Source organism: Cylindrospermum stagnale PCC 7417, from assembly GCF_000317535.1.
In the GTDB taxonomy this organism is placed as follows: Bacteria; Cyanobacteriota; Cyanobacteriia; order Cyanobacteriales; family Nostocaceae; genus Cylindrospermum; species Cylindrospermum stagnale.
Window position 1 is genome coordinate 629616 of sequence record NC_019757.1, and the last position, 20853, is coordinate 650468.

The 20853-nt window shown below is 42.1% G+C and carries 18 protein-coding genes; 6 read left to right on the forward strand and 12 right to left on the reverse strand.

The window, feature by feature from the left end:
- Nucleotides 1–1384: 1384 nt before the first annotated feature.
- The 5 genes from nifH to CYLST_RS02685 all read left to right on the forward strand — a co-directional run bounded on the left by nifH (nucleotide 1385) and on the right by CYLST_RS02685 (nucleotide 5679).
- Nucleotides 1385–2275 (forward strand): nitrogenase iron protein, encoded by an 891-nt coding sequence (gene nifH, locus CYLST_RS02665; RefSeq protein ID WP_015206159.1) that lies wholly within the window; start codon nucleotides 1385–1387, stop codon nucleotides 2273–2275.
- Between the two features lie 568 nt (nucleotides 2276–2843).
- Nucleotides 2844–3275 carry a DUF1003 domain-containing protein gene (locus CYLST_RS02670; RefSeq protein ID WP_041232928.1) on the forward strand — a complete coding sequence of 144 codons (432 nt, stop codon included), beginning with the start codon at nucleotides 2844–2846 and terminating at the stop codon, nucleotides 3273–3275.
- Between the two features lie 339 nt (nucleotides 3276–3614).
- Nucleotides 3615–4319 (forward strand): cadmium resistance transporter, encoded by a 705-nt coding sequence (locus CYLST_RS02675; protein ID WP_015206160.1) that lies wholly within the window; start codon nucleotides 3615–3617, stop codon nucleotides 4317–4319.
- Nucleotides 4320–4333: 14 nt separating this feature from the next.
- Nucleotides 4334–4621: a hypothetical protein gene (locus CYLST_RS02680; RefSeq protein WP_015206161.1), complete on the forward strand. Its 288-nt coding sequence runs from the start codon at nucleotides 4334–4336 to the stop codon at nucleotides 4619–4621.
- A gap of 434 nt (nucleotides 4622–5055) precedes the next feature.
- A complete protein-coding gene (locus CYLST_RS02685) occupies nucleotides 5056–5679 on the forward strand; it encodes a hypothetical protein (protein WP_015206162.1) in 624 nt (207 codons plus the stop codon).
- Nucleotides 5680–5904: 225 nt separating this feature from the next.
- Here CYLST_RS02685 and galT read toward each other — a convergent pair whose 3' ends face one another.
- On the reverse strand, nucleotides 5905–6972 hold the full coding sequence (gene galT / locus CYLST_RS02690; RefSeq protein ID WP_015206163.1) for a galactose-1-phosphate uridylyltransferase: 1068 nt from the start codon (nucleotides 6970–6972) through the stop codon (nucleotides 5905–5907).
- A 420-nt stretch (nucleotides 6973–7392) separates the two neighbouring features.
- Nucleotides 7393–7527 carry a hypothetical protein gene (locus tag CYLST_RS36315; protein WP_281172805.1) on the reverse strand — a complete coding sequence of 45 codons (135 nt, stop codon included), beginning with the start codon at nucleotides 7525–7527 and terminating at the stop codon, nucleotides 7393–7395.
- 539 nt (nucleotides 7528–8066) lie between these two features.
- Between CYLST_RS36315 and CYLST_RS02700 the strand changes: the two genes are divergently transcribed.
- Nucleotides 8067–8798 carry a DUF72 domain-containing protein gene (locus CYLST_RS02700; protein ID WP_015206165.1) on the forward strand — a complete coding sequence of 244 codons (732 nt, stop codon included), beginning with the start codon at nucleotides 8067–8069 and terminating at the stop codon, nucleotides 8796–8798.
- Nucleotides 8799–9255: 457 nt separating this feature from the next.
- Here the strand turns inward: CYLST_RS02700 and CYLST_RS02710 are convergent, their stop codons facing one another.
- The 10 genes from CYLST_RS02710 to CYLST_RS02755 all read right to left on the reverse strand — a co-directional run bounded on the left by CYLST_RS02710 (nucleotide 9256) and on the right by CYLST_RS02755 (nucleotide 20621).
- Nucleotides 9256–10464: a 4-hydroxy-3-methylbut-2-enyl diphosphate reductase gene (locus tag CYLST_RS02710; protein WP_015206166.1), complete on the reverse strand. Its 1209-nt coding sequence runs from the start codon at nucleotides 10462–10464 to the stop codon at nucleotides 9256–9258.
- Between the two features lie 71 nt (nucleotides 10465–10535).
- Entirely contained in the window at nucleotides 10536–11345 is an 810-nt protein-coding gene (locus CYLST_RS02715; RefSeq protein ID WP_015206167.1) for an SGNH/GDSL hydrolase family protein, read from the reverse strand.
- A 135-nt stretch (nucleotides 11346–11480) separates the two neighbouring features.
- The gene (locus CYLST_RS02720; RefSeq protein ID WP_041232930.1) at nucleotides 11481–12884 is read right to left on the reverse strand and encodes an ammonium transporter; all 1404 of its coding nucleotides are present in this window, start codon (nucleotides 12882–12884) and stop codon (nucleotides 11481–11483) included.
- 784 nt (nucleotides 12885–13668) lie between these two features.
- The gene (locus CYLST_RS02725; RefSeq protein ID WP_015206170.1) at nucleotides 13669–13950 is read right to left on the reverse strand and encodes a hypothetical protein; all 282 of its coding nucleotides are present in this window, start codon (nucleotides 13948–13950) and stop codon (nucleotides 13669–13671) included.
- 121 nt (nucleotides 13951–14071) lie between these two features.
- On the reverse strand, nucleotides 14072–15115 hold the full coding sequence (locus CYLST_RS02730) for a mechanosensitive ion channel family protein (protein WP_015206171.1): 1044 nt from the start codon (nucleotides 15113–15115) through the stop codon (nucleotides 14072–14074).
- 124 nt (nucleotides 15116–15239) lie between these two features.
- Nucleotides 15240–17897, reverse strand: coding sequence for an EAL domain-containing protein (locus CYLST_RS02735; protein ID WP_015206172.1), 2658 nt, complete (start codon nucleotides 17895–17897; stop codon nucleotides 15240–15242).
- A gap of 9 nt (nucleotides 17898–17906) precedes the next feature.
- The gene (locus tag CYLST_RS02740) at nucleotides 17907–18161 is read right to left on the reverse strand and encodes a hypothetical protein (RefSeq protein WP_041232931.1); all 255 of its coding nucleotides are present in this window, start codon (nucleotides 18159–18161) and stop codon (nucleotides 17907–17909) included.
- A 1215-nt stretch (nucleotides 18162–19376) separates the two neighbouring features.
- The gene (locus CYLST_RS02745; RefSeq protein WP_015206173.1) at nucleotides 19377–19934 is read right to left on the reverse strand and encodes a hypothetical protein; all 558 of its coding nucleotides are present in this window, start codon (nucleotides 19932–19934) and stop codon (nucleotides 19377–19379) included.
- Nucleotides 19935–19989: 55 nt separating this feature from the next.
- A complete protein-coding gene (gene rpsU / locus CYLST_RS02750; RefSeq protein ID WP_015206174.1) occupies nucleotides 19990–20178 on the reverse strand; it encodes a 30S ribosomal protein S21 in 189 nt (62 codons plus the stop codon).
- A 131-nt stretch (nucleotides 20179–20309) separates the two neighbouring features.
- Nucleotides 20310–20621 (reverse strand): RNA recognition motif domain-containing protein, encoded by a 312-nt coding sequence (locus tag CYLST_RS02755; protein ID WP_015206175.1) that lies wholly within the window; start codon nucleotides 20619–20621, stop codon nucleotides 20310–20312.
- Nucleotides 20622–20853 lie beyond the last annotated feature (232 nt).

The window sequence follows — 20853 nt, forward strand, 5'->3', positions numbered from 1 at the left end:
TTTATCCTTATACATATATACAGTGTGCGAATGAGGCTCAAGAGTGAGGTGGAGATGGGTTGCGAGCTAGACTTTTTGGATGAACTAGATACAACCCCCTGATTATAATAGATGGTAGTTTTGAACAATGGTATAGGTTTTTAGATAGCAATACATCTAGAATTTTACTGAAAACAGCAATTTAGCAATCAAGGCTACTAAAGTACTAATTCATATTTAATTAATTATTGATCAGCCAGTTCTAAGCTAGTTTTACTGATTGGCAAATAATTAGCTAAGGGCAAATAAATTAGCAATATCTATGTTATGCTTCTGATAGGAATCAAAAAAAACAAAGTACAACAAAAAAACTTCAAGAATAAATTGAAGCAAGCTCAATATATTTCTTGTGCTCTGGTAAATCCACTTCAGTTCGCTATAACTCTTTGCAGCGAAAATACAAAGCCACAGGAAGCAGGATATTCAGCTTCTTAACAACTTGAAGTCAATTAGATCTTGTCTGGGTATGAGCCAGTAATAATTGGCTAAACTAACTAGCATTAACTGCCAGATGTAATTATCCTTGGGGTCTGGGAAGAAAGACTCTTAGTGAAATTTGGCAACCCGATAGGAATTAGAACAGTTACTAACTTAGTGTGAGCGGTAGCAACCATCTTCAACCGCGAACTAGGTTATGGCAAGCGCTTACATTGGGAACGAAAACTTCAAGCACAGCAGGTGCTGTTCCACAATGTCTTGGAATTTAACCATATTGTCAAAAGTCACTAAGATGTTGCCCAAGCTATAGAATCAGGTGTTATTGATGCAGTATTAGCAAGGCATCTGTATCTGCTATCTTTGGGCTGGAATTTATTCCCCTACATCAGTCAATATCCGACTTAGTGATACTCATAAATTCTTGGAAGAATTATTAGTACGACATTTGCTCAATAATTTGAGACATTGGTAGTTTCACCTACAGTAATATTTTCTCAGTGGCTATAATGCCAGCAAAACTGGAAAGTAGAACGAGTGAAAGTGGATTGCCATGTTGGATGGTTGTGTGGCAAAAACTTGTGCATAAATAATTCTGCATAAATGAGAATTCTAGCGACAACCATTCTCAATATTTGAGAAAAGATTAGATTTTTATTGTTTTAACTGGCAATAGCTATAACTTGGCAATCGAATTAATTGAGCTATTGGTTAATAGTTATCAGTTATTTGTACTGGCTAATAACTAATGACCAATGATGAATGAACCCTAACTAACACTTGAATATGTTCTGGATTTTAGCGATTTTTGGGGCGATGCGAGCACCTCCGGTGGCACTTCCACCAAGGGTGAACGCCTCACATATACACTCAGTCCCACCAACACAAGAATTTTAGGAAAACACGAACCATGACTGACGACAAGATTAGACAAATAGCTTTCTACGGTAAGGGCGGTATTGGTAAATCTACCACCTCTCAAAACACCCTAGCTGCTATGGCAGAAATGGGTCAACGCATTCTGATTGTCGGTTGCGATCCTAAAGCTGACTCTACCCGTTTGATGCTGCACAGCAAGGCTCAAACAAGCGTTCTTCAATTAGCTGCTGAACGTGGTGCTGTGGAAGATATAGAACTCCATGAAGTGATGCTCACTGGCTTTCGGGACGTACGTTGCGTAGAATCTGGTGGTCCAGAACCAGGTGTAGGTTGTGCTGGTCGTGGTATTATCACCGCCATCAACTTCTTGGAAGAAAACGGTGCATACACAGACGTTGATTTCGTATCCTATGACGTATTAGGTGACGTAGTTTGCGGTGGTTTCGCCATGCCGATTCGTGAAGGGAAGGCACAAGAAATCTACATCGTGACATCTGGTGAAATGATGGCGATGTATGCCGCGAACAATATTGCTCGCGGTGTTCTGAAATATGCTCACACTGGTGGTGTGCGCTTAGGTGGTTTGATTTGTAACAGCCGTAACGTTGACCGGGAAATCGAATTGATCGAAACCCTGGCAAAACGCTTGAACACCCAAATGATTCACTATGTACCTCGCGACAACATAGTGCAACACGCTGAATTGCGCCGGATGACCGTGAACGAGTACGCACCGGATAGCACTCAAGCTAATGAATATCGGACATTAGCGACGAAGATCATCAACAACAAGAATCTAGCTATTCCTACACCTATTGAAATGGAAGAGTTGGAAGACTTGTTGATTGAATTCGGTATTTTGGAAAGTGAAGAAAATGCTGCAATGCTGGTTGGTAAGACTGCTGAAAGTACTACCAAGTAAGTAATGCTCTGGGGTGAGTTGAGCACTCACCCTTGTCTCTACAATTGTGTTTTTCAGTCATGCAATGATTCATCACCAAGACAGTGGTTGGTGGTTGGGGATTGGTGGTGGATTGTTGGTGGTGGGTAATTAGAAATTGGTAATTGGGGATGGGGATGAAGAAGATTTTTCCCCAGTCCCTTATTTTTTATCTCTGCGTTTGATGGCTTGAACGACATTGGGATAAAACCTTCTACAGTAAAGCATCCAGCCCTAGAGTAGGCGTGAGCCTATCTCTCATGATAAGCCATGATTTTTTCCACCAAACTAGCGATCGCCGTTGAGGCAGTGTTACGGAAGCTGCAACCAGGGGCAAACTAAACGGCTTACCTAGAAGCAACAATCTGGATGATTTGGCTATTTCATGGTGCAAGTCATATTTGGCAATGCTTTGAGGATAAATCTGGACTAACAATCACTTCTAGTTATCCTTTTGAAAACAAAGAGTATTTGCTCTTATCTTTTGGTCAGCATACATTGAAATTCATCAGGCAAAACACAGATTGAAATAACGCTTAGAAGGTGCAACATGAATCCCGCAAACAAACCCAATGTTATAGAACTACAACAATCAACGGCCTACACCGCCCCAGTTGTTTTGATGAGTCAAAACCGCCAGTCTGATACTGACCGGAGAAACGCCGAAATTGACCATCAAGTGAATTTGAGAGCCGGACAAAATATTGAACTCCTCCATGAAAAATTGGATGACTTGCATTCGCAACAGCTAACAGAACTGACTCAAATAGTTAAAGAACAACAGCGAGTTCTCAATGAGCTTAAAGTAAGTTTAGTACCTGCTGCCAAAGAGATTAAAGAGATGAAAGTGAGTGTATTGCCAGGACTTTATATTCAAACTGGCGCTCAATTCCCCAAAACATTTGTTGCTAACAAAAACCTCAATGTTGAGCAACCAATTGGCGACGATCACAAAGTTTTTGATAAATTCGTCCGCCGTTAAGAGTGTGCCAAAACCGCTTTTTGCATCATCCTAAAAGCCTGAAAGTCTGAATGCGACTTTACTCAATGTTTTTGTGAGTAAAACTCTGAGAATCTGGCACTATTAATCTAAACTATCCATTGAGAGTTTTTACCAAAAAGAATATTTGCTGTTATTCAACAGGGTTCTCAGAGTGAAATGACACATTTGCCATTGAATCCCCCTCAGACACAGCCTACCAGTTGAATTCGGGATGCTACACCTCCACACTTGACCAAGTAGCAGTTTCCCAGACATGTGCAGACATAGGCCGATACTAACGTAGACAACCGCCGGTGTGAAGATTTAGGAGAAATAGAAATGAACGGACTCGTTACTACAATTTCCACAGGAATCACAGCTTTTACAGCCACAAATATTGATGATTTGGTCATTCTGACGCTGTTATTCTCCCAAGTGAATGCAACTTTCCGCCGTCGGCACATTGTGATTGGTCAGTATCTAGGCTTCAGTACTTTGGTGATTGCCAGTTTGGTTGGTTTTCTAGGGGGCTTAGTCTTACCATCCCAATTGATTGGTCTTTTGGGTCTAGTACCCATCGCCGTTGGGCTAAACCGATTACTGAATCCTGAAAGCGATTCAGAGACAAATACGGAGTCGGAAACAGAGTTATCTCATCCTTCATCTTTCGGTAGTTTTTTGTCTCCTCAAAGCTATAGTGTCGCAGCTATTACCATCGCCAATGGTAGTGACAATGTAGGTATTTATATGCCCTTGTTTGCCAATACTACTCTCCCTAGTTTACTGGTGATTATTGCAGTCTTCTTGTTACTTGTTGGGGTTTGGTGCTATGTGACGTACAAGCTGACTTGCCAACCTGCAATATACAATCTGCTAACCCGCTACGGCAACGGTTTTGTTCCCTTTGTGTTGATAGGTTTAGGTGCCTTTATTGTCCTAGACAGTGCCTCGTTGACTCCAATTACCTTAGCGGTTAGCTGCCTGTGTTTGATCGGACTCAGCAAAACAATTCAAAATTCAAAATTCAAAACTCAAAGTTTGTAATCGGTTAAAAAAAAATGAAAGTTTTCCCAATTTCTCTAGTGGTCTTAGTATTTTTAATCAACTTAGTAGTCGCTTGCCCTTCTTGGGCAGAAACACCTCCTTCCTTAGTTAGTAATTATGACTATTTTCAAGTAGGTCAAAAAGTTATTTGGCTCTACAAGCCTCGCGGAGATTCTGTCGATGTCCAAAGAATTCCCGCCGAGATAGTTAAGTTAGGCTCCAAGCAAGTACAAATTAAGGTGTCTAAACGCAACAACGAATTTATCAATCGTTGGGTGAATCGAAATAGGCTGGAGAATTAATACAAGGTTAAAGAGTCGGTATCCAAGTACATATCTATGTAAGCAGCAAAATTGCCTACTGGGCAAACCCTTCAAGAATATTCCCAATTCGCGCCCTATCATGTTCTAGTCGTAATGACATGAACCATATATTTTCTAGCTTTAGAGATTAGCTAAAAATCAATCACTTTTATTTATGAAATTAACAACAAGGACTATTTGCTTTTATTGAATCAACTTGTCTAAAATAAAGTCATAACAAATGCAGTGAAATGCACAGTTACATCCAGTTTGCCTAAGCTAATAAACCGAGAGAAGTCACCCTGAGTTCTGTAGAAAACTATTAGTCTGGCGATCATTCTGCCTTCATACTTACTAAAGTATTAAGCAACTTCCAACTTTTTCATCACGTTTTTTGTTGAAACAAACCGTAATTTCAAATCAAGAAGAAAAATATGCCGTTTCTCAAAATTGTTTTTGTCGCTCTCGTACTGCTCGTGAACTTGGTGATTGCTCAACCTTCTTGGGCAAGCAAGGATTTCACCAAAGGGGCCGACTATGCTGAGGTAACTCAGGCACTCAATGAACTTCTACAAGCCAAGGATACGCCTGAGCAAGCTGGCTATACACCAGAGCAATTTCAGCAGCGGCTGGCACAATTGCAGTTTCAGAAAAATGTTATCGAAACTGCAAATAAGCGGGCGCAGTGCCGCAATGAAACTGGAAAGACGTTGGCTGTCTATGCCAATAAACCGAAAAAATCTCTAACTCAACTCTACTTCTTGGGGGCTGGAAAAATCACGGATGATGATTGGGATTGCGATGGCATCTACTTACCCGCAGGTTCTCAGGTAGTTCTGAGTCCGAATGCTCAACCACAAGAGCTGACTGAACCAATCGCCGTTAATTTCGTTGATGGCACACAGTCTGTTGCTAGAACTAATCCAGCAACTGGTGTGATTGAATTGAATGTTGAACCTGCCAAAGTCTTCAAGACGGGTGAGAGCAACTGGTTACTTCCCCAGTTATCTCAAGCAGATATCGATAGGCAAATTCCCACTCGTGGACTCATTGACTAATCTTGGCTCTTTCCGTTTAGTTTGCCCTTGGTCGCAGCTTGCGTAACAATACACCAAGCTAGCGACCAAGTATTCTGGTCACTGTTGAACAATGGAATTGGAGATTTACGGATAATAGCAACCATCACTGTTTACGGCACACCCGCAAGTTCTTATAAGAATGTTGGCTGAAAACCCCGAAGTTGAAACCTAAAAACTTTTTGGGTTTTTAGGTTTCAACTTCAACTAACCTGCTCCATGTGGGCTGAAATTGATTTCAATATCCACAATCACAGCTTGTAATTCCTTTGCCTTCTCCTCTGGCAAAGTGTCGTTAGTAAACATCCCCCCAGCTAATGCGCTGCCTGTGGTTTGGTCTGCTGGATAAAACTCGGCGTGTAGATGGACTTGAGGATAAGCTTTGCCGTCAGTTGGTGCTTGAAACCAAGCCATCGAGTAAGGCAATGGACGATTGCCTAAACCGTGATATTTGAGGGTGACTGTTTTTAAGGCTTTGGCTAGTCCCTGACGTTGCTGTAGATTCAACCCAAACAGGTGACTTACTGGCTGAATGGGGGCAATCCAAACTTCATAGGGGTAACGAGCGCATACTGGCACAAAGGCGATCGCATCTTCATCTTGATAAATAATCCGCTCTTGGGCAACAATCTCCTTTTGAATCAAATCTGCCAGCAAACTTTGGTGATGTTCCTGGTAAAACCGCCGCTGCATTTCTAACATCCGTGCGGGAACCGGTGGGATAAATGGATAAGCGTAAATTTGCCCGTAGGGTTGGTGCAAAGCCGCATCCACTTCTAAATCTTGATTTTCAAATGGTAGCACGTACTGAATTTGCTGATTCGCTCCTAATACACGAGTGCGATCGCCCCACACTTGCAACAGCAAATCCAGGTGATCTAGTTCCAGAGAACTCAAAGAAGCGTGTTCGTTTTGAGTAAAAACTACAATTTCACAGGCTCCATTGGCAGGCACCGTTTCCACAATACACTCAGGGGGATTTTGTGCAAATAGTGTCAGCGGTGGAAACCGCTGATCAAACACTGCTATGTCATATTTGCCTGGGGGGAGTTCGGTAGAGAATGGCTTTTCTGCGGTGGGTCTGAGGGGGTGATACTTTTGATCCTGACTCGCGTAAGCCACCCATTCACCGCGCAACGGATGCCAGCGCAGATGGGGATTTGTCTGCACTGGCTGATGACAATGACTGGTGGCGATGATATTTTCGGCGATCGGCAATCTGCTGTATAAGGTCAGTTGACGGCCATCCGGCTTTAACAGCTGGTGGGAGTACATAATCCTTCTCCTGAAAGCGTTGCCGAACCGACAATTTTAGATATGGGAGCGGGAAGAAATCTAAAATTTAAAATTGAGTGACTCTTGCCATTATGGCATACTTAGAGCTAATCTTTACAGGGTTAGTTGTCAAAAATATTAGTAAAAATTTTAGCGATCGCAATTGAAAACCCGCCTCCAAAGTATTTGTGACGCGGGTTTATGAGCTTGTTACTGAAATTTGGACTAAACTAATGTGGTAGCAAATCTGGCTGAAACTCATCCAGCAAAATAGCCAAAAAGCGTCTTTATTCAGATAAAAAGAGAAAAATTGATGCTTTTAGTGAGGCGGAGCATATTTATTACCAAAGTCAAAAAATCATAGAATATCATTCTGAATGAAAATTTCTTTGTTTTCACTCAGCGCTCTCTATCTCAATTTTAGACGCTCAGTTTATGGTTCGATTGTTGGAGGCGGTTACCAATCCAAGTAGCACCTCTAGCTATGCACTCAGGACAAACATCGCCATATATCTCACCTTGATCGTCACAGATAATTAATCTCGCTTCTTTCATTTGAAACTGCTGGCGACATGTTAAGCAACTTTGGGAATTTGGGAGTTTGTTACATTCAATTTGAAATTTCATTCTTTTATCCTCAGACCCATCGTGCCTAATTTTTTGATAAAATAGGCTTTTGGAAAGTATTTCTAACTTAATTACATTCACCACAATAAACATTTATTGATAGTTTATCTTCTACCAAAAGAGTGTCTTCTGAATTAAAAATTAATGTGACAAATAAACTAAAAAACCCGACCATAAGGTATAGTAGAAAACCGTTCTGGTATGTAATAGGAAGGATATTTCTACTTTCTGGTAGAAGATTTGCCACAGAGAATTTTCTAGAAAAACAGTCCCAGGGAGTAGAAAGAGATGATCTCTCAGCTAATTATTAGCTTGTAATACAATAATTACAAGTTAATCGGCTTATTTCGTCAGGAAGATTAACTCAAGAGAAAAAAAATGAATAATGATCATAATTATTGGATAGAAAAGCTGAGGTAGCGATTACACCTGTAGGAGTTACACTCAAAATATAATTGCATTCGGCAATGCTGCAAATTGGTACAAGTGGTTGGATTTATCGGCACTGGATGGAAATATTTTATCCAGCGGTTTTGCCTAACAACCAAAAACTGTCATTTTATGCCCAGCACTTTTCAACCGTTGAGATTAACTTTTCTTTCTATCGCTTGCCAGAGCAGTCGGTTTTTACAAGTTGGCGATCTCAAACACCAGGAAATTTTATTTTTGCTGTCAAAGGTAGCCGTTACCTTACCCACATGAAGAAGTTAAAAGACCCGATTGAACCGTTATCTCGGCTGATGGAGCGAGCATCTGGGTTACAAGAAAAGCTAGGACCAATTCTTTTTCAGTTACCGCATACTTGGCAGATTAATATTCAGCGTTTAGAGCTATTTTTAGAATTACTCCCAACCTATCCACAGCAAAAATTTACATTTGAATTTCGTCATTCTAGCTGGTTAACTCCACAAGTTTACAAACTATTAGAGCGTGCAGGTGTAGCTCTGTGCCTACCTGTCAAACCAACAATACCACTAGATATTTACCTAACTGCTGATTGGACTTATATCCGAATGCATAGTGGGCAATGGGGCACAGGTTATAGTGATGAAGAGTTAGCTATTTGGGCTGAACATATTCTCTCGTTTTTAGCCCAGAATATTGATGTATATATCCACTTTAATAATGACCCTGAAGGTCATGCTATCCGCGATGCTCAACGCCTATATGCTTTGCTAGATCATAATGGGGAAATATAAATTCATTAAATATAGTTAATAGATTGCTATCAAAAATATTGGATAAAGACTGATTATTTATTATCTGTGTAAATCTCATAGTGCATCTTTAGTTTTATTTCCCTAAAATTGACTTTGGCTATTTTTTTTCTAATAATTAAGTGAAAACTTCGCACCCCTCTTAGAGGATGTTTGAAAAGTATCAAAATTGATCGAGATCCCCCCAACCCCCCTTAAAAAGGGGGGGCAATAAACTCTTAAAGTCCCCCGTTCGGGGAGCCAGCGCGGGGAAAGGGGGTCTCCACGCCACATGCTTCTCCCAAGGGGAGACGCTGCGCGAACAAGTCGGCGGAGCCGCCCAACGCAGTGGCTCCCCATAAGCGACTGGCGTGGATTTAGGGGGATCTACGAGTGTTATATTTATCACAAACAACTTTTCAAACATCCTCTTAGCTAGTAAAAAGGGGTGAATTGCTGCTTAAACGATAGTTGCGATCGCTTTCAATACAAAAATCTTCTCAATCACATCTTCTACTACCTTATCTGGTGTTGAAGCACCAGAAGTAATTCCTACTGTAATATTTCCAGCAGGTAACCAGTTTTCTGTAATTACCAAGTCTCCTTTTAACTGCCGATGTTCGATAGCATTACCTGATTTAATTCGCTCAACAACATCAATATGATAGGAAGGAATGCCTCTATCAAAAGCAATCTGTTGCAATTGAGTGGTATTTGATGAATTAAAGCCCCCAATTACTACCATTAAATCTAGATTTTGTTGCACTAAATCCAAAATGGCATCTTGTCGTTCTTGGGTGGCGTCACAGATGGTGTTGAAGCTTTGGAAATGCTGATTTAATTCTGTGGGTCCATACTTCTGCATCATTGTCCGCTCAAACAGCTTGCCAATTTGCTCAGTTTCACCTTTAAGCATGGTGGTTTGGTTAGCAATCCCCACTCTTTCTAAATCTTGATCTGGATCAAATCCAGCGGAACAAGCTTTAGGAAATTTTGCTAAAAACTCCTCACGGTTACCACCATTGAGAATATAGTTAGCAACATATTCTGCTTCTGACAAATTCAGCACTATCAGATATTTACCAGCAAAGGAACTGGTGGCGACAGTTTCTTCGTGCTTATATTTACCGTGAATAATGGAAGTGTAATCGACTTTTTTGTGCTTTTCTACTGTATTCCAAACTTTAGAAACCCAAGGACAAGTTGTATCCACAATTTTGCAGCCTTTATCGTGAAGAATCTGCATTTCTTGGACGCTGGCTCCAAAGGCAGGTAAGATGACGACATCGCCGGTGGTGACAACAGAAAAGTCTTTTTTATGAGCATCAACGGGGATAAATTCTACTTCCATCTCCTGCATTCGCTGATTTACAGAAGGATTGTGAATAATTTCGTTAGTAATCCAGATGCGTTCTGAGGGGAAGTGCTGACGGGTTTCATAGGCCATAGCCACTGCACGTTCTACACCCCAGCAAAAACCAAAGGCTTGAGCTAGTCGGATGGTAACATCACCTCGTTGCAGGATGTAGTTGCGATCGCGAATTTCCTGAATCAAGTCGCTTTGATACTCAGACTGCAACTGAGTAGCGACTTCTGCTTGATGACCAAATCCCTTACGATTGTAATTTTCTGAATGCTGGAGGCTACGCTTAAAAGCTTTTGTATCCATTTGGTTTGACAACTAAAATTACTATTTCTTATTTTCTCCCCCTAAGACGCTATTTAGCGGGCAAAATCGATCTAGGTGGGGAAAACTGATTCTACTTTACCCCTTCGGCTTTTCCTGAAGCTGGGGTTGAACTCCGTCTGTCCATAGATTTGCAATGCGGTACGCCAGACTATATAGCCTTGGGGACTCAGGTGCAAGCCATCGGTAGTAAATTCTTGGCGGAGATTTCCGAACTGGTTAGTGAACAGGGGATGTAAGTCAAGATATGTGACATTTTTTCTAGTAGCTATGCTTTGCAGTTGCTCATTCAACTGGCGAATCCGATTATTGGGTATAGCTAGTAATTTGGCTCGTCCTTCCCAAGTTGCTTCCTCTCCCCCATGTGGCAAAATCGACTGAATCACGATTCGTGCTTGGGGATGCATCTTGCGTAGATAACTGATAATTCGCCGCTGATCGTCTAAGATTGCATCATCGCTCACCCCCCGAATCAGATCATTAATACCGATCATCACCAAAATTACTTCTGGCTGGGTGCTGTCAAATAGATTTAATCTTTGCAATAGTCCATTGCTGGTTTCACCAGAAATTGCCTGATTGAGCCAATTTCTGTCTTCAGGTAATAACTTAGATGGAAACCACAAACTCAGTGAATCTCCGGCCAGTATGGTTAAGTGCTCAGGAGGCTTATCAGCTGCTACTTTGGCTTCTTGCTTCAGGATATCTACCCATTGCTGGTAATTAAGTTTGTGACGGGTGCCTAACGCCGGTGTAGCGGCTGCGGTTGAATTATTTAGGTTGACTTGATTTGGGGATGCTGTTGTGCCAAAAAAAGCGGTCAATCTCTGCTGTTGCCAAATCAGCAGGATGACCGCCAACATAAGTATGCTGTTGGTAACCAGCGAGAAAAATCCCCAGATAGGAAAGGTTTTTGCAGGATTGGACACGACTAGCGAATTTTACCGATTGTTTGAATCAGATTTTAGATCGCTAGTGCTCCTAAATCCCAATATCTATTAGGAAACATTAATGCGATCGCCAAACTCGGAGTTGTAACCTTCTTCCCCGTGTTCGTTGATATCCATGCCTTGGAGTTCGGCTTCCTCCTTGACTCGCAGACCGACTGTAGCATCGATAATTTTCAGAATGATCCAAGTACCAGCAGCAGCGACGATATAGGCAATGGCGATCGCAACTAGTTCAACGAGGATTTCACTGTAATTACCACGCAACACCCCATCTTTCCCACCTGAATTGACTGCTGTCGTCGCAAAGATGGCGGTTAAAATAGCCCCCACAGTGCCGCCGACCCCATGCACAGGAAAGGTATCTAAGGCATCGTCAACTTGCAGCTTGTGCTTGAAACTCACCGCATAAAAGCACACAAAGGAGGTGATGAAACCAATTAAAATCGCTGATAGGGGTGTGACAAATCCGGCGGCTGGGGTGATGCCCACCAAACCAGCTACAGCACCTGTAGCTGCACCCACAGCGGTGGGTTTACCGCGTAAAACTCCTTCCAAAATCAGCCACATTAAAGTACCAGCAGCCGCTGCTGTATTGGTAGCAACAAAGGCTACTGTGGCTACAGTGCTTGCAGATAAGGCACTGCCAGCATTAAAGCCGAACCAACCGAACCAGAGTAAGCCAGCACCCAGCAAAATGAAGGGTACATTGTGCGGTGGACTCAGGCGATCAGGATGGGTTTTCCGAGGACCGAGGACGATCGCCGCTACGAGGGCAGAAACACCAGAACTAATATGCACGACTGTACCCCCCGCAAAGTCGAGGGCACCCAAACCGCCAGCTAAACCCAAGAATCCACCTTTAGCCCATACCATGTGAGCTAGGGGGGTGTAGATAAAGGTTGACCACAGTAGCACAAACAAGCAATAGGCCCGGAAACTGATCCGTTCGGCGATCGCCCCAGAAATTAAAGCCGGGGTGATAATCGCAAACATGGCTTGATAGATCATGAATGCCTGGTGCGGAATTGTCCCGGCATATGACGTTAAATCAGCATATTTGGGATCTGTGGCAATGAGTGCATCCTCGTAAGGCATATGCGGTAGGTAGCCCTGAGTTTCTAACCCCACATTGCCAAACAACCAATCTAACCCACCAAATATCGGGTTACCTGGTGCAAAGGAAAAGCTATAGCCCCAGAGAATCCAGGTGACTCCCACAATCGCCATGAGTACGAAGCTCATCATCAACGTGTTCAGAACGTTGCGCGATCGCACAAATCCACCATAAAAAAAGGCTAACCCTGGCGTCATCAGCAACACCAGCGCCGATGAAATCAGCATAAATGCTGTATCTCCAGTATCGGCAGCAGGCGGAGTCGCTGCTGCTGCTTGGGCAAAAGCATTGCCCGTCAGCGGTACTCCCAGCAGTAATAGGGTCAAAACCCCAATCATCACAACTTTCTTGAACACTTGTTTTTGTCCCTAAGCACCAACAATTTTGTGCTACTTAAATAGATTCCGTAATTTTTGATACTTATTTCTGTCTTAAAAGTTACCCAAATTTATTTTTTTGGATAATATTAACAAAAATATAATCCTTATTGCAGTTGCTAACTGTTGAACAACTGTGTTGCGATGCAATAATCTCATATTTTTGTTGTAAAGATAGCATTTTGTTTAAACGCTACAAAACTTAGATTTTTATTTAATAACTTTTGTAACAAAAAACCTAGATCCTTTTCCAAGATCGGAAATACGCCTCATTTTTATCAGTAAATAGATAAAACGATGTACTTGTTATTTTAGTTTTTTTATTCAATTAGAGAATAATACTAATAGAGTTTTTACTTAAATATTGGCAATTTATGTAATAATTAGTGATTCCCAAAAAACCTAAATTCTAACAACAAGGATCATAGATGGGATTCGCTAAAGATTTTAATAAATATTAATTATGAAGCACAAGTACAAGCATATTCTCAAAAATGCATCGGATAAACTTTTAATTAAGTTGTTTGTTGATAACGTACTTCTTTACAAATTTGTACGCTGCCATAGATTGAGTTCTAGGTCTTTTTTTGTGAGAAATAGGCAATTTCAGAGTCATGTATTCTTTCATACTGGTTTCCTTTATGGTATGAATTATAATTTGACATAACATGTAAACGTTATTTTGCTGATGCCAATATGAGAAAATCATAGTAACACACTAGATTTAAGTGAGAGTGTGTTACATTTACTCTATTTCCGATTGTTGAACATCCTCAACAGGACGGGCAATTGTGAAAGAAATCGAGCGGCTAGATTGAGTTGATGAATCTAACTGGAGTGGTTCGGGTGATATTTCGCTAGTTGGATCACTGAAGTAAGAGCCAATAATTTTATCGTAGTTAGAAGCAACAGCTAAAAATGCCCCTCCCAAAATATAGATGGGCAAAGGTAGAGTAAAGCCTTCCACCCAGTCAAATAGTTCCGCCAAGGCAAACAGTACCAAAAAGCAGGCCAGCCAAACCTTCATGTTTTCATCCCCTCTCCTTGAAACAACTCTACTAATAGGCTAAACAGCTTGCATGATAACGGATGTGCTACACAATCACAATCGAGAGTCAATTGTTAATTGGTAACGGGTAATGAGCTACTCACTCATGACTAAACTGGCTCAAGTTAACATTTTTCATGATTGATTGTGATCTCGGTGAGCATCTACCTTGCTGTTGCCATTTTGGAGAAAGCGCCAAACGCTGAAGTGAACCGCTAATGCTGCGCGGTTTGGGAACTTCACTTTTACCTTTAGGCCAGCCTTCACGTTGACGAGAGCGATCGCCATCAGTCTCTTCAGTTTGATCATGGAATAAAATTTGTCTGGTGGGATAAGGCAAATCGATCCCATTTTCCACATACAGCTTTTGCTTAATTGCAGAGATTACCTGATCCCGCGATTCAAGAGCATCTATCCGGCGTGGCGGTTTAATCCACCACCGGATGCGGATATTGACAGTACTTTCCGCAAGTTCCATCACCAGCACATCAGGAGCCGGATCATTTAAAACAACATCTACACTATGCATCGCTTCCAGCATTAACTGCTTCGTCCAGTCAATGTCATCACCATAGCCAACGCCGATATCATATTCTAGGCGGCGATTGTCAAAAGCAGTGTTCACCGTCACCGAATTAGTAAAAAGTTCAGAATTGGGAATGACAATCCGGCGACCATCATAAGTTCTGATAGTCGTGGCTCTTGTCTGAATATTCTCTACCGTACCCTCAAAGCCCTTAAAAATAATTTGGTCATCAATTTGAAACGGTTCCGTCAGCAAAATTAAAATACCTGCTAAAAAATTTTGCAGAATATCGCGAAAAGCAAAACCAATCGCTACCCCACTGATTCCTAGAAGTTGTACTAAATCGCCTGCTTTGAGCGAGGGAATCACAATAGACAGAGAGACAAACAGACCTACCAAAATTGTTATGCCCTGTGCTAACCTTCCCAACACCATTCCCAGATTGCGAGCATAACGGTGATGGCGGGTCAAGCGCTTGACTAATCGCTTAATTGCTCTACCAACTACAACAAAGAGCGTAAAGACAATCAAGGCCAGGATGATATTGGGCAACAACATCATGAAGCCGTTAATCATTGCCTGCACCTTGTCCCAGATTGCGGTTATCTCTGCATTCATCTTGCTTTTTGTCTCATCAGTCGTTGCTGATCGTAGTCAAAATTAATGCAGTTAAAATCCTTCTCAGGACTGTAGACGCGTTTTCTGTAAGACAGAATTATGTAGGTTAATTAGCCTTTTCTTGCTAGGAAAAAGAAAGTGGACATGGATGTGCAGAGTTGATGTGGAGGATTTCTGTGGCTTTTTGGGCTGAAAGCGGTTGATAGAATAGGAACCCTTGGACATCGTCGCAATCAATAGATTTCAAGAACTCCAGTTCCTCTGGCTTTTCTACTCCTTCAGCAGTCAGCCGTAAACCCAAACTCCGTCCTAAAGTAACTATAGCCTGGATAATATGCCCTACTTTGGGATTTGTCGCCAATTCTCGGATGAAAGAGCTATCGATCTTCAGGCTGTGGAGTGGTAACATTTGTAGGCGGGAAAGAGAAGAATGACCTGTACCAAAGTCATCAATGGAGAGGTATACCCCCATCTGCTCCAAATTATTGAGCACAGTTTTGGTAAAGTCGATATCTTCAACAGCGATCGTTTCCGTAATCTCTAACTCTAAAAAGTGCGCCTCTAGTCCTGTCTCTACTAAAATATTAGCTACCATCTCTACCAGTTGGGGTTGGCGGAACTGCTTGAGAGAAAGATTGACGGCGATAGTTAGGGGAGGCAATCCCGCCTCTTGCCAGGCTTTATTCTGACTACAGGCTTTCCGTAGTACCCATTCGCCAATAGGGACAATTAATCCACTTTCCTCAGCTAGGGGAATGAAGACATTGGGGGCGACTATTCCCATCTCGGGGTGATGCCAGCGCAACAAAGCCTCCAGACCTGCTATTTTTCCTGTAGTGATGTTGACCCGAGGCTGGTAGTACACTGTTAATTCTTCCCGTTCTAAGGCATGGCGCAGGCTCCTCTCTAAACTCAAGAGTTCGGGAGTCTTAGCATTGAGGGAGACGCTGTAGAATTGGTAGTTATTCCTTCCCTCGTCTTTGGCATAATACAAAGCAGCATCCGCGTGCTGGATGAGAGTTTCGGTATCAGGACTGTTTTCATCAAGCAGCGCGATGCCGAGGCTGGCACTTACATAAAGTTCATGTCCCTGAAGATGGAAGGCATTTTCTAAGGCTTGTAAGATTCTCTGAGCTACCTGAGCGACCTCTTGGCTCTGAGTAATTCCGGGCAAGAGGATGGTGAATTCATCACCCCCCCAACGGGCGACAGTGTCCCTAGGTCGGAGGGAATCTCTCAATCTTTGGGCTACGCTTTGTAACAATTTGTCTCCTAGTGTGTGCCCCAAGGTATCGTTAATGATCTTGAAGCGATCCAGATCGAGGAACATGACAGCTAAACTTTCCTGATTCTGTGCCGCGCTGGGCAAAGCTAAGGCCAGTATTTCATTAAATAGCAAGCGATTGGGCAATCCAGTGAGCAGATCATGAAGAGCCTGATAGCGAATCTTTTCCTCGACTATCTGACGTTGCCGAGCGCCACTGATACTAGCAGCCATAGTTAAAAGGGTGGATTCTTCGTGCCTTGACCAATAACGCTCTGAGTTACAGTCTGCCAAGCCAAGGTAACCCCAAAACTCTTCTTCTAAGCGGAGGGGCACTAGCAGGAGGGATTGAATGCCGTTTCTGGTCAGGAGTTCTTGTTCGGCGGCGGGAAATTCTTGGGTGAGTCCACTAATAGACTGGCCGCTAGAGAGGGCAGTCCACCAGCGCCCTAGTCCAGAAGTTTGATAAGACTGATTCTGCCAGTGATAGTAAGAAGCTTCAACATCGGAGTGCGTCCATTCAAACCGCAGGCTGACCGCCATTTCTCCCGTAACCAAATGGGGATGATTTTGGAAGAGATAGACTCGATCAACTCCGGCTGCTTCCCCTAGGGCTGCCAATGCTTTGTTAATGGCTGTCTCGTAGTTCATTTCCGCCAGTAAATAATTGGCGGCTTCAGCAACTGCCTGTAACAAGCGATCGCGTTGGCGCAGTTCTGCCTCGGCTTGCTTTTGCTCCGTAATATCCCTTACTATAAAGGTTCTAATTAAATCACTCTCAGGAAGGTAGTGAACGGATTGTTCAAAAATCTCTCCGTTAACTTCTACCTCCCGCACAAAAGAATTTCCCTCTTGATTCTGAACCGCACTCAAAAGTTCTGCCAGAATGGGGTGATGCTTGCCAATTTTCCTGAGTTTGGGAAACTTCAGAGCCGCAGCTGGATTGAGATATGTCACTGTTCCCTCTAAATCCATCTCGATGATTGGATTAGGGATGAGTTCAGGAAAAGATGCGAGGCGAGCGAGAGCGCCCTCACTAGCTCCTTCCAAGTTGGAATCGCGGAAAATCAGGGTTTCAAAAGGATTAGCAGGATTGGCTTGTGCCAACAGAAAGCTAGAAATATCTTCAACTTCACAAGATTCGGAAAATGCTTGTTCTGACAAGTTGGAAATAGCATAGTATTTAGCCTGAGCTTGATGATTGCCGAAGGAAATCATGTCTCCATGCTGGAGGTCATGGGAAAAGCATTTAGTACCATTAACAATTAAGCCATTAGTACTTTTTTTGCCCTTGAAGTTGCCATCAATAATCCGGAAAGCATATTGCTCGGTATCTGGAACAGTTACCCGCAATAAAATCGCATGCTGCCTCGATACAGACCGGGAATGGAGCACAATAGCGTTCCTAGTATCCCGCCCAAGAGAGTACGTAGCCTCTAGTAGGGGGATAGTTCGCTGCCCTTGCTGGTCTTGGAGGACGAATAGGTGGCGTATTTTTTCCCGCTCATTTCCGGGCATGGCTCTTCCTCAAATTCTCATGTCTTTGGGTCTTGTCTGCAAGAATAATGCTCCAAATAAGTCCTGGCTTTCAGCCCCCATCTCTGGGAAAAGCTGCTCAATGAACTTTTTTTTTGTCAATCTGTGCGGGGATAGCCAGGCTATTCTCCCAGGAATTAACCTTCTGGAATAAACTGCCCATTTATCCAGCCAGTTTTCCTTGGGGAGTCCTGGCCATTTTTTCAACTCAAGAGCCTTATTGACAAGCTTCAGCCATGCGCGCACTATTCTCCAGTTTATTCTTACGTAAACACCCAGAATAAAATCAAATACCTAAGATTACCTATGGTAAATTTGCGGATTTTTTTGTTTGAATGAGCAAAGATCATCATTAAAGCAAAATTCCTACTAGTTAGACAAACAATTAGAGTGCCAAACATCAAAAAAATAGTGTAAATGCCTAAATAGGCATGAGTATCAGTTAAATAAAAACATCCTATGATTATTTGAACCTCGCTATTGTGACGGGTTGAAAACGGATTGCAAATAAAGGTAACTCTTTCAGCAAAATTGCTGTTTAGTGGTATGAAAAAATAGAGTCTGAAAGCAGAATCTTTTCGCCAAGTTAAAGAAATTTAAGCAATGCCTGCTGTCAAACTATCAGAGTTGATTAATGCAAGAAGACTTAGGCAATTTTCAATGTACTTTCCTTAGCTTCATTTCCTGATTCAGTAATCCCATTAAATAAAATAGTATTGATTGATAGACATAGACTACTTAACACATTAAGCATTGTTAAGTACCACAAGTGTAATCATGTATATTCACCAGCTTAAAAGTAAAGTTTAGTTGCAAAACAAGTTACTTCACATTGTTATAGTGATAAATTTTTAATAGAAGCTGTAAAGCTTCTCTGGCAGATTCAACAGCCAAAGTCCAAAATTAAATTAAGTTAAGAGGTAAAGACGCTGTTTCAATATCTGTCTTGTCAACTAACAATAACACCCAACTCCAAGGCTGATATTTCCTCAAAGTAGTAGTCAAGGGGGCAATGTAACTGATTGTTTAGCATAATACGAGTGTTAAGCTCTGAATCAGTGCAACCCTGTACGAAATTAGCAAGAAGAGGAAATCACTCAGTTAATAAGAGATTGGGTGTTGTTGTTTCAGGAAGATAATTGAGCTTTGTCGCTTCTACAAACTTAGCAAAGATCATATTCAAGAAAGCAACAGCGTTTGTATATTTACACATTTTTTGTGAAGCTTAAATTTAGGAAGCTGTATCAAGCACAAAAAATTGCTTCCTAAGTCATAACTAATCTTTTAAGTAGTAATTATATCTAAATGCAGGTAGCCACAAAGCTTCACTCTAAAATCGGTTCAGGTCTATTGCTACCAAGTATTGTTTAACTGGTTTCGCCAAAGGGCATGAAATCATCTGGAGTTGAACCAAATAACTGCACCTGTACTTTCTCCTTTGATGATGCCTCTAGACGGGGGTTAGAGTAATGTGGGTCGTGTTTCATCCCCTGGGGCTTGAACCGAGGGGCATTCACACGAACCGCACCTTTGCGTCAGGAGCCAAGCTTTCTCAGTCCATGCGTCATTGCATAACCCAACGGCTGGCACTTTTAATTCAAATGGATGGGGTGGTGACTGTAGCAACAAGGGTGAACCTTTGCCATGAGCCTCAACTAAGTTAACTACCCACGGAAGAAAGTCTAATATTTCTCTTGGCAACACAGTTAACTCGAAGTCCCATAACAGATTAAGACCTCGAGATTCTTGCCCCTTTTTCACCATCATGACTTGAAGAGCGCTCTTATTAATAGCCAGTCGAAGAATAAAAGGCCGCAATGGGATAAATTCGTCTGGTGCTATGTAAGCGTATATGTTTACATAGTTCAGCCGCTGCCTATCATCCATCCAAGACGCAATAGGGGAATTACTACTGTAGGATGTACCGCTGATGATCACTGGCATATTCATAGCAGCAGCAAAGAGAGAGTAGAACTCACTCCTTAGTTCGCTAACAATGTGTTTGGCTTCTGGGGTCACGGTTGCTACACCTGTTAAGAAAACAATCCCATGCCTTTATCAAAGACAGTAAATCTTAATTCCGGAAACGTCTCTTACTCTGCTTGTGCTTGGCGACTGCTTTGCGCTTGCGTTTTTCCAGAGGTGTTTCAAAGTGACGGTTCTTTCTCATATCTGGAAAAATCCCAGCCTTGGAGACTTGTCGCTTAAATCGACGTAGGGCTGATTCAATTCCTTCATTTTCGCCGACAATTATTTGGGTCATTCTCTCTCCTGCTAAATTGACTTAAATTAGTAGCTATTTAGTTGTAAGCAATCCAGTCAAGCAAATCGCTAAAAAAGGCAGACTCTTTGTCTGCCCTTAAGACCTTAGAGTTAAATTCTTGGTTTTAAACTTTAGTAGCGTCGAGAGTATCCACCACCACCATCACCTCCGCGTCTACCGCCGCCACCGCCGCCGCCGTCTGTCTTAGGTTTAGCTTTGTTAACTTTTAAGCTACGACCCATCCATTCAGCGTTGTCAAGGGCAGCAATTGCTGCTTCTTCTTCCGCGTCTGAGTCCATTTCTACAAAGCCAAAACCTCTAACACGACCCGTTTCCCGGTCGATAGGTAGTTGAACTTTCTTGACAGTTCCATATTCCGCAAAGACCTGCTTAAGGTCTTCTTCTCTAACCTCATAAGATAAGTTACCGACGTAAATTGACATAAAAAAAATCTCCAGAAACCGAGAGTGTAGAGATTTAGATCCGGAGATGTCTGTAATACGAGTGTAAATAGCAACAAACCGTACAGCCGAATTTAATCATCTCAAGACATTCTAACACAAATCGAGAGGATGTATTGCTAAGAAGCGTTATCTAGCTCTAAAACTCTGGGAGTTTAATCTTCAGATGAATCGACTGAAATAGTAGTTTCTTCGGTAAATTATGTATTTTTAT

Coding starts and splice junctions, on each gene's coding strand:
- nifH (WP_015206159.1), top strand. CDS start 1,385: ATGACTGACGACAAGATTAGACAAATAGCTTTCTACGGTAAGGGCGGT.
- CYLST_RS02670 (WP_041232928.1), top strand. CDS start 2,844: ATGAATCCCGCAAACAAACCCAATGTTATAGAACTACAACAATCAACG.
- CYLST_RS02675 (WP_015206160.1), top strand. CDS start 3,615: ATGAACGGACTCGTTACTACAATTTCCACAGGAATCACAGCTTTTACA.
- CYLST_RS02680 (WP_015206161.1), top strand. CDS start 4,334: ATGAAAGTTTTCCCAATTTCTCTAGTGGTCTTAGTATTTTTAATCAAC.
- CYLST_RS02685 (WP_015206162.1), top strand. CDS start 5,056: ATGCCGTTTCTCAAAATTGTTTTTGTCGCTCTCGTACTGCTCGTGAAC.
- galT (WP_015206163.1), bottom strand. CDS start 6,972: ATGTACTCCCACCAGCTGTTAAAGCCGGATGGCCGTCAACTGACCTTA.
- CYLST_RS36315 (WP_281172805.1), bottom strand. CDS start 7,527: ATGAAAGAAGCGAGATTAATTATCTGTGACGATCAAGGTGAGATATAT.
- CYLST_RS02700 (WP_015206165.1), top strand. CDS start 8,067: ATGCTGCAAATTGGTACAAGTGGTTGGATTTATCGGCACTGGATGGAA.
- CYLST_RS02710 (WP_015206166.1), bottom strand. CDS start 10,464: ATGGATACAAAAGCTTTTAAGCGTAGCCTCCAGCATTCAGAAAATTAC.
- CYLST_RS02715 (WP_015206167.1), bottom strand. CDS start 11,345: ATGTTGGCGGTCATCCTGCTGATTTGGCAACAGCAGAGATTGACCGCT.
- CYLST_RS02720 (WP_041232930.1), bottom strand. CDS start 12,884: ATGATTGGGGTTTTGACCCTATTACTGCTGGGAGTACCGCTGACGGGC.
- CYLST_RS02725 (WP_015206170.1), bottom strand. CDS start 13,950: ATGAAGGTTTGGCTGGCCTGCTTTTTGGTACTGTTTGCCTTGGCGGAA.
- CYLST_RS02730 (WP_015206171.1), bottom strand. CDS start 15,115: ATGAATGCAGAGATAACCGCAATCTGGGACAAGGTGCAGGCAATGATT.
- CYLST_RS02735 (WP_015206172.1), bottom strand. CDS start 17,897: ATGCCCGGAAATGAGCGGGAAAAAATACGCCACCTATTCGTCCTCCAA.
- rpsU (WP_015206174.1), bottom strand. CDS start 20,178: ATGACCCAAATAATTGTCGGCGAAAATGAAGGAATTGAATCAGCCCTA.
- CYLST_RS02755 (WP_015206175.1), bottom strand. CDS start 20,621: ATGTCAATTTACGTCGGTAACTTATCTTATGAGGTTAGAGAAGAAGAC.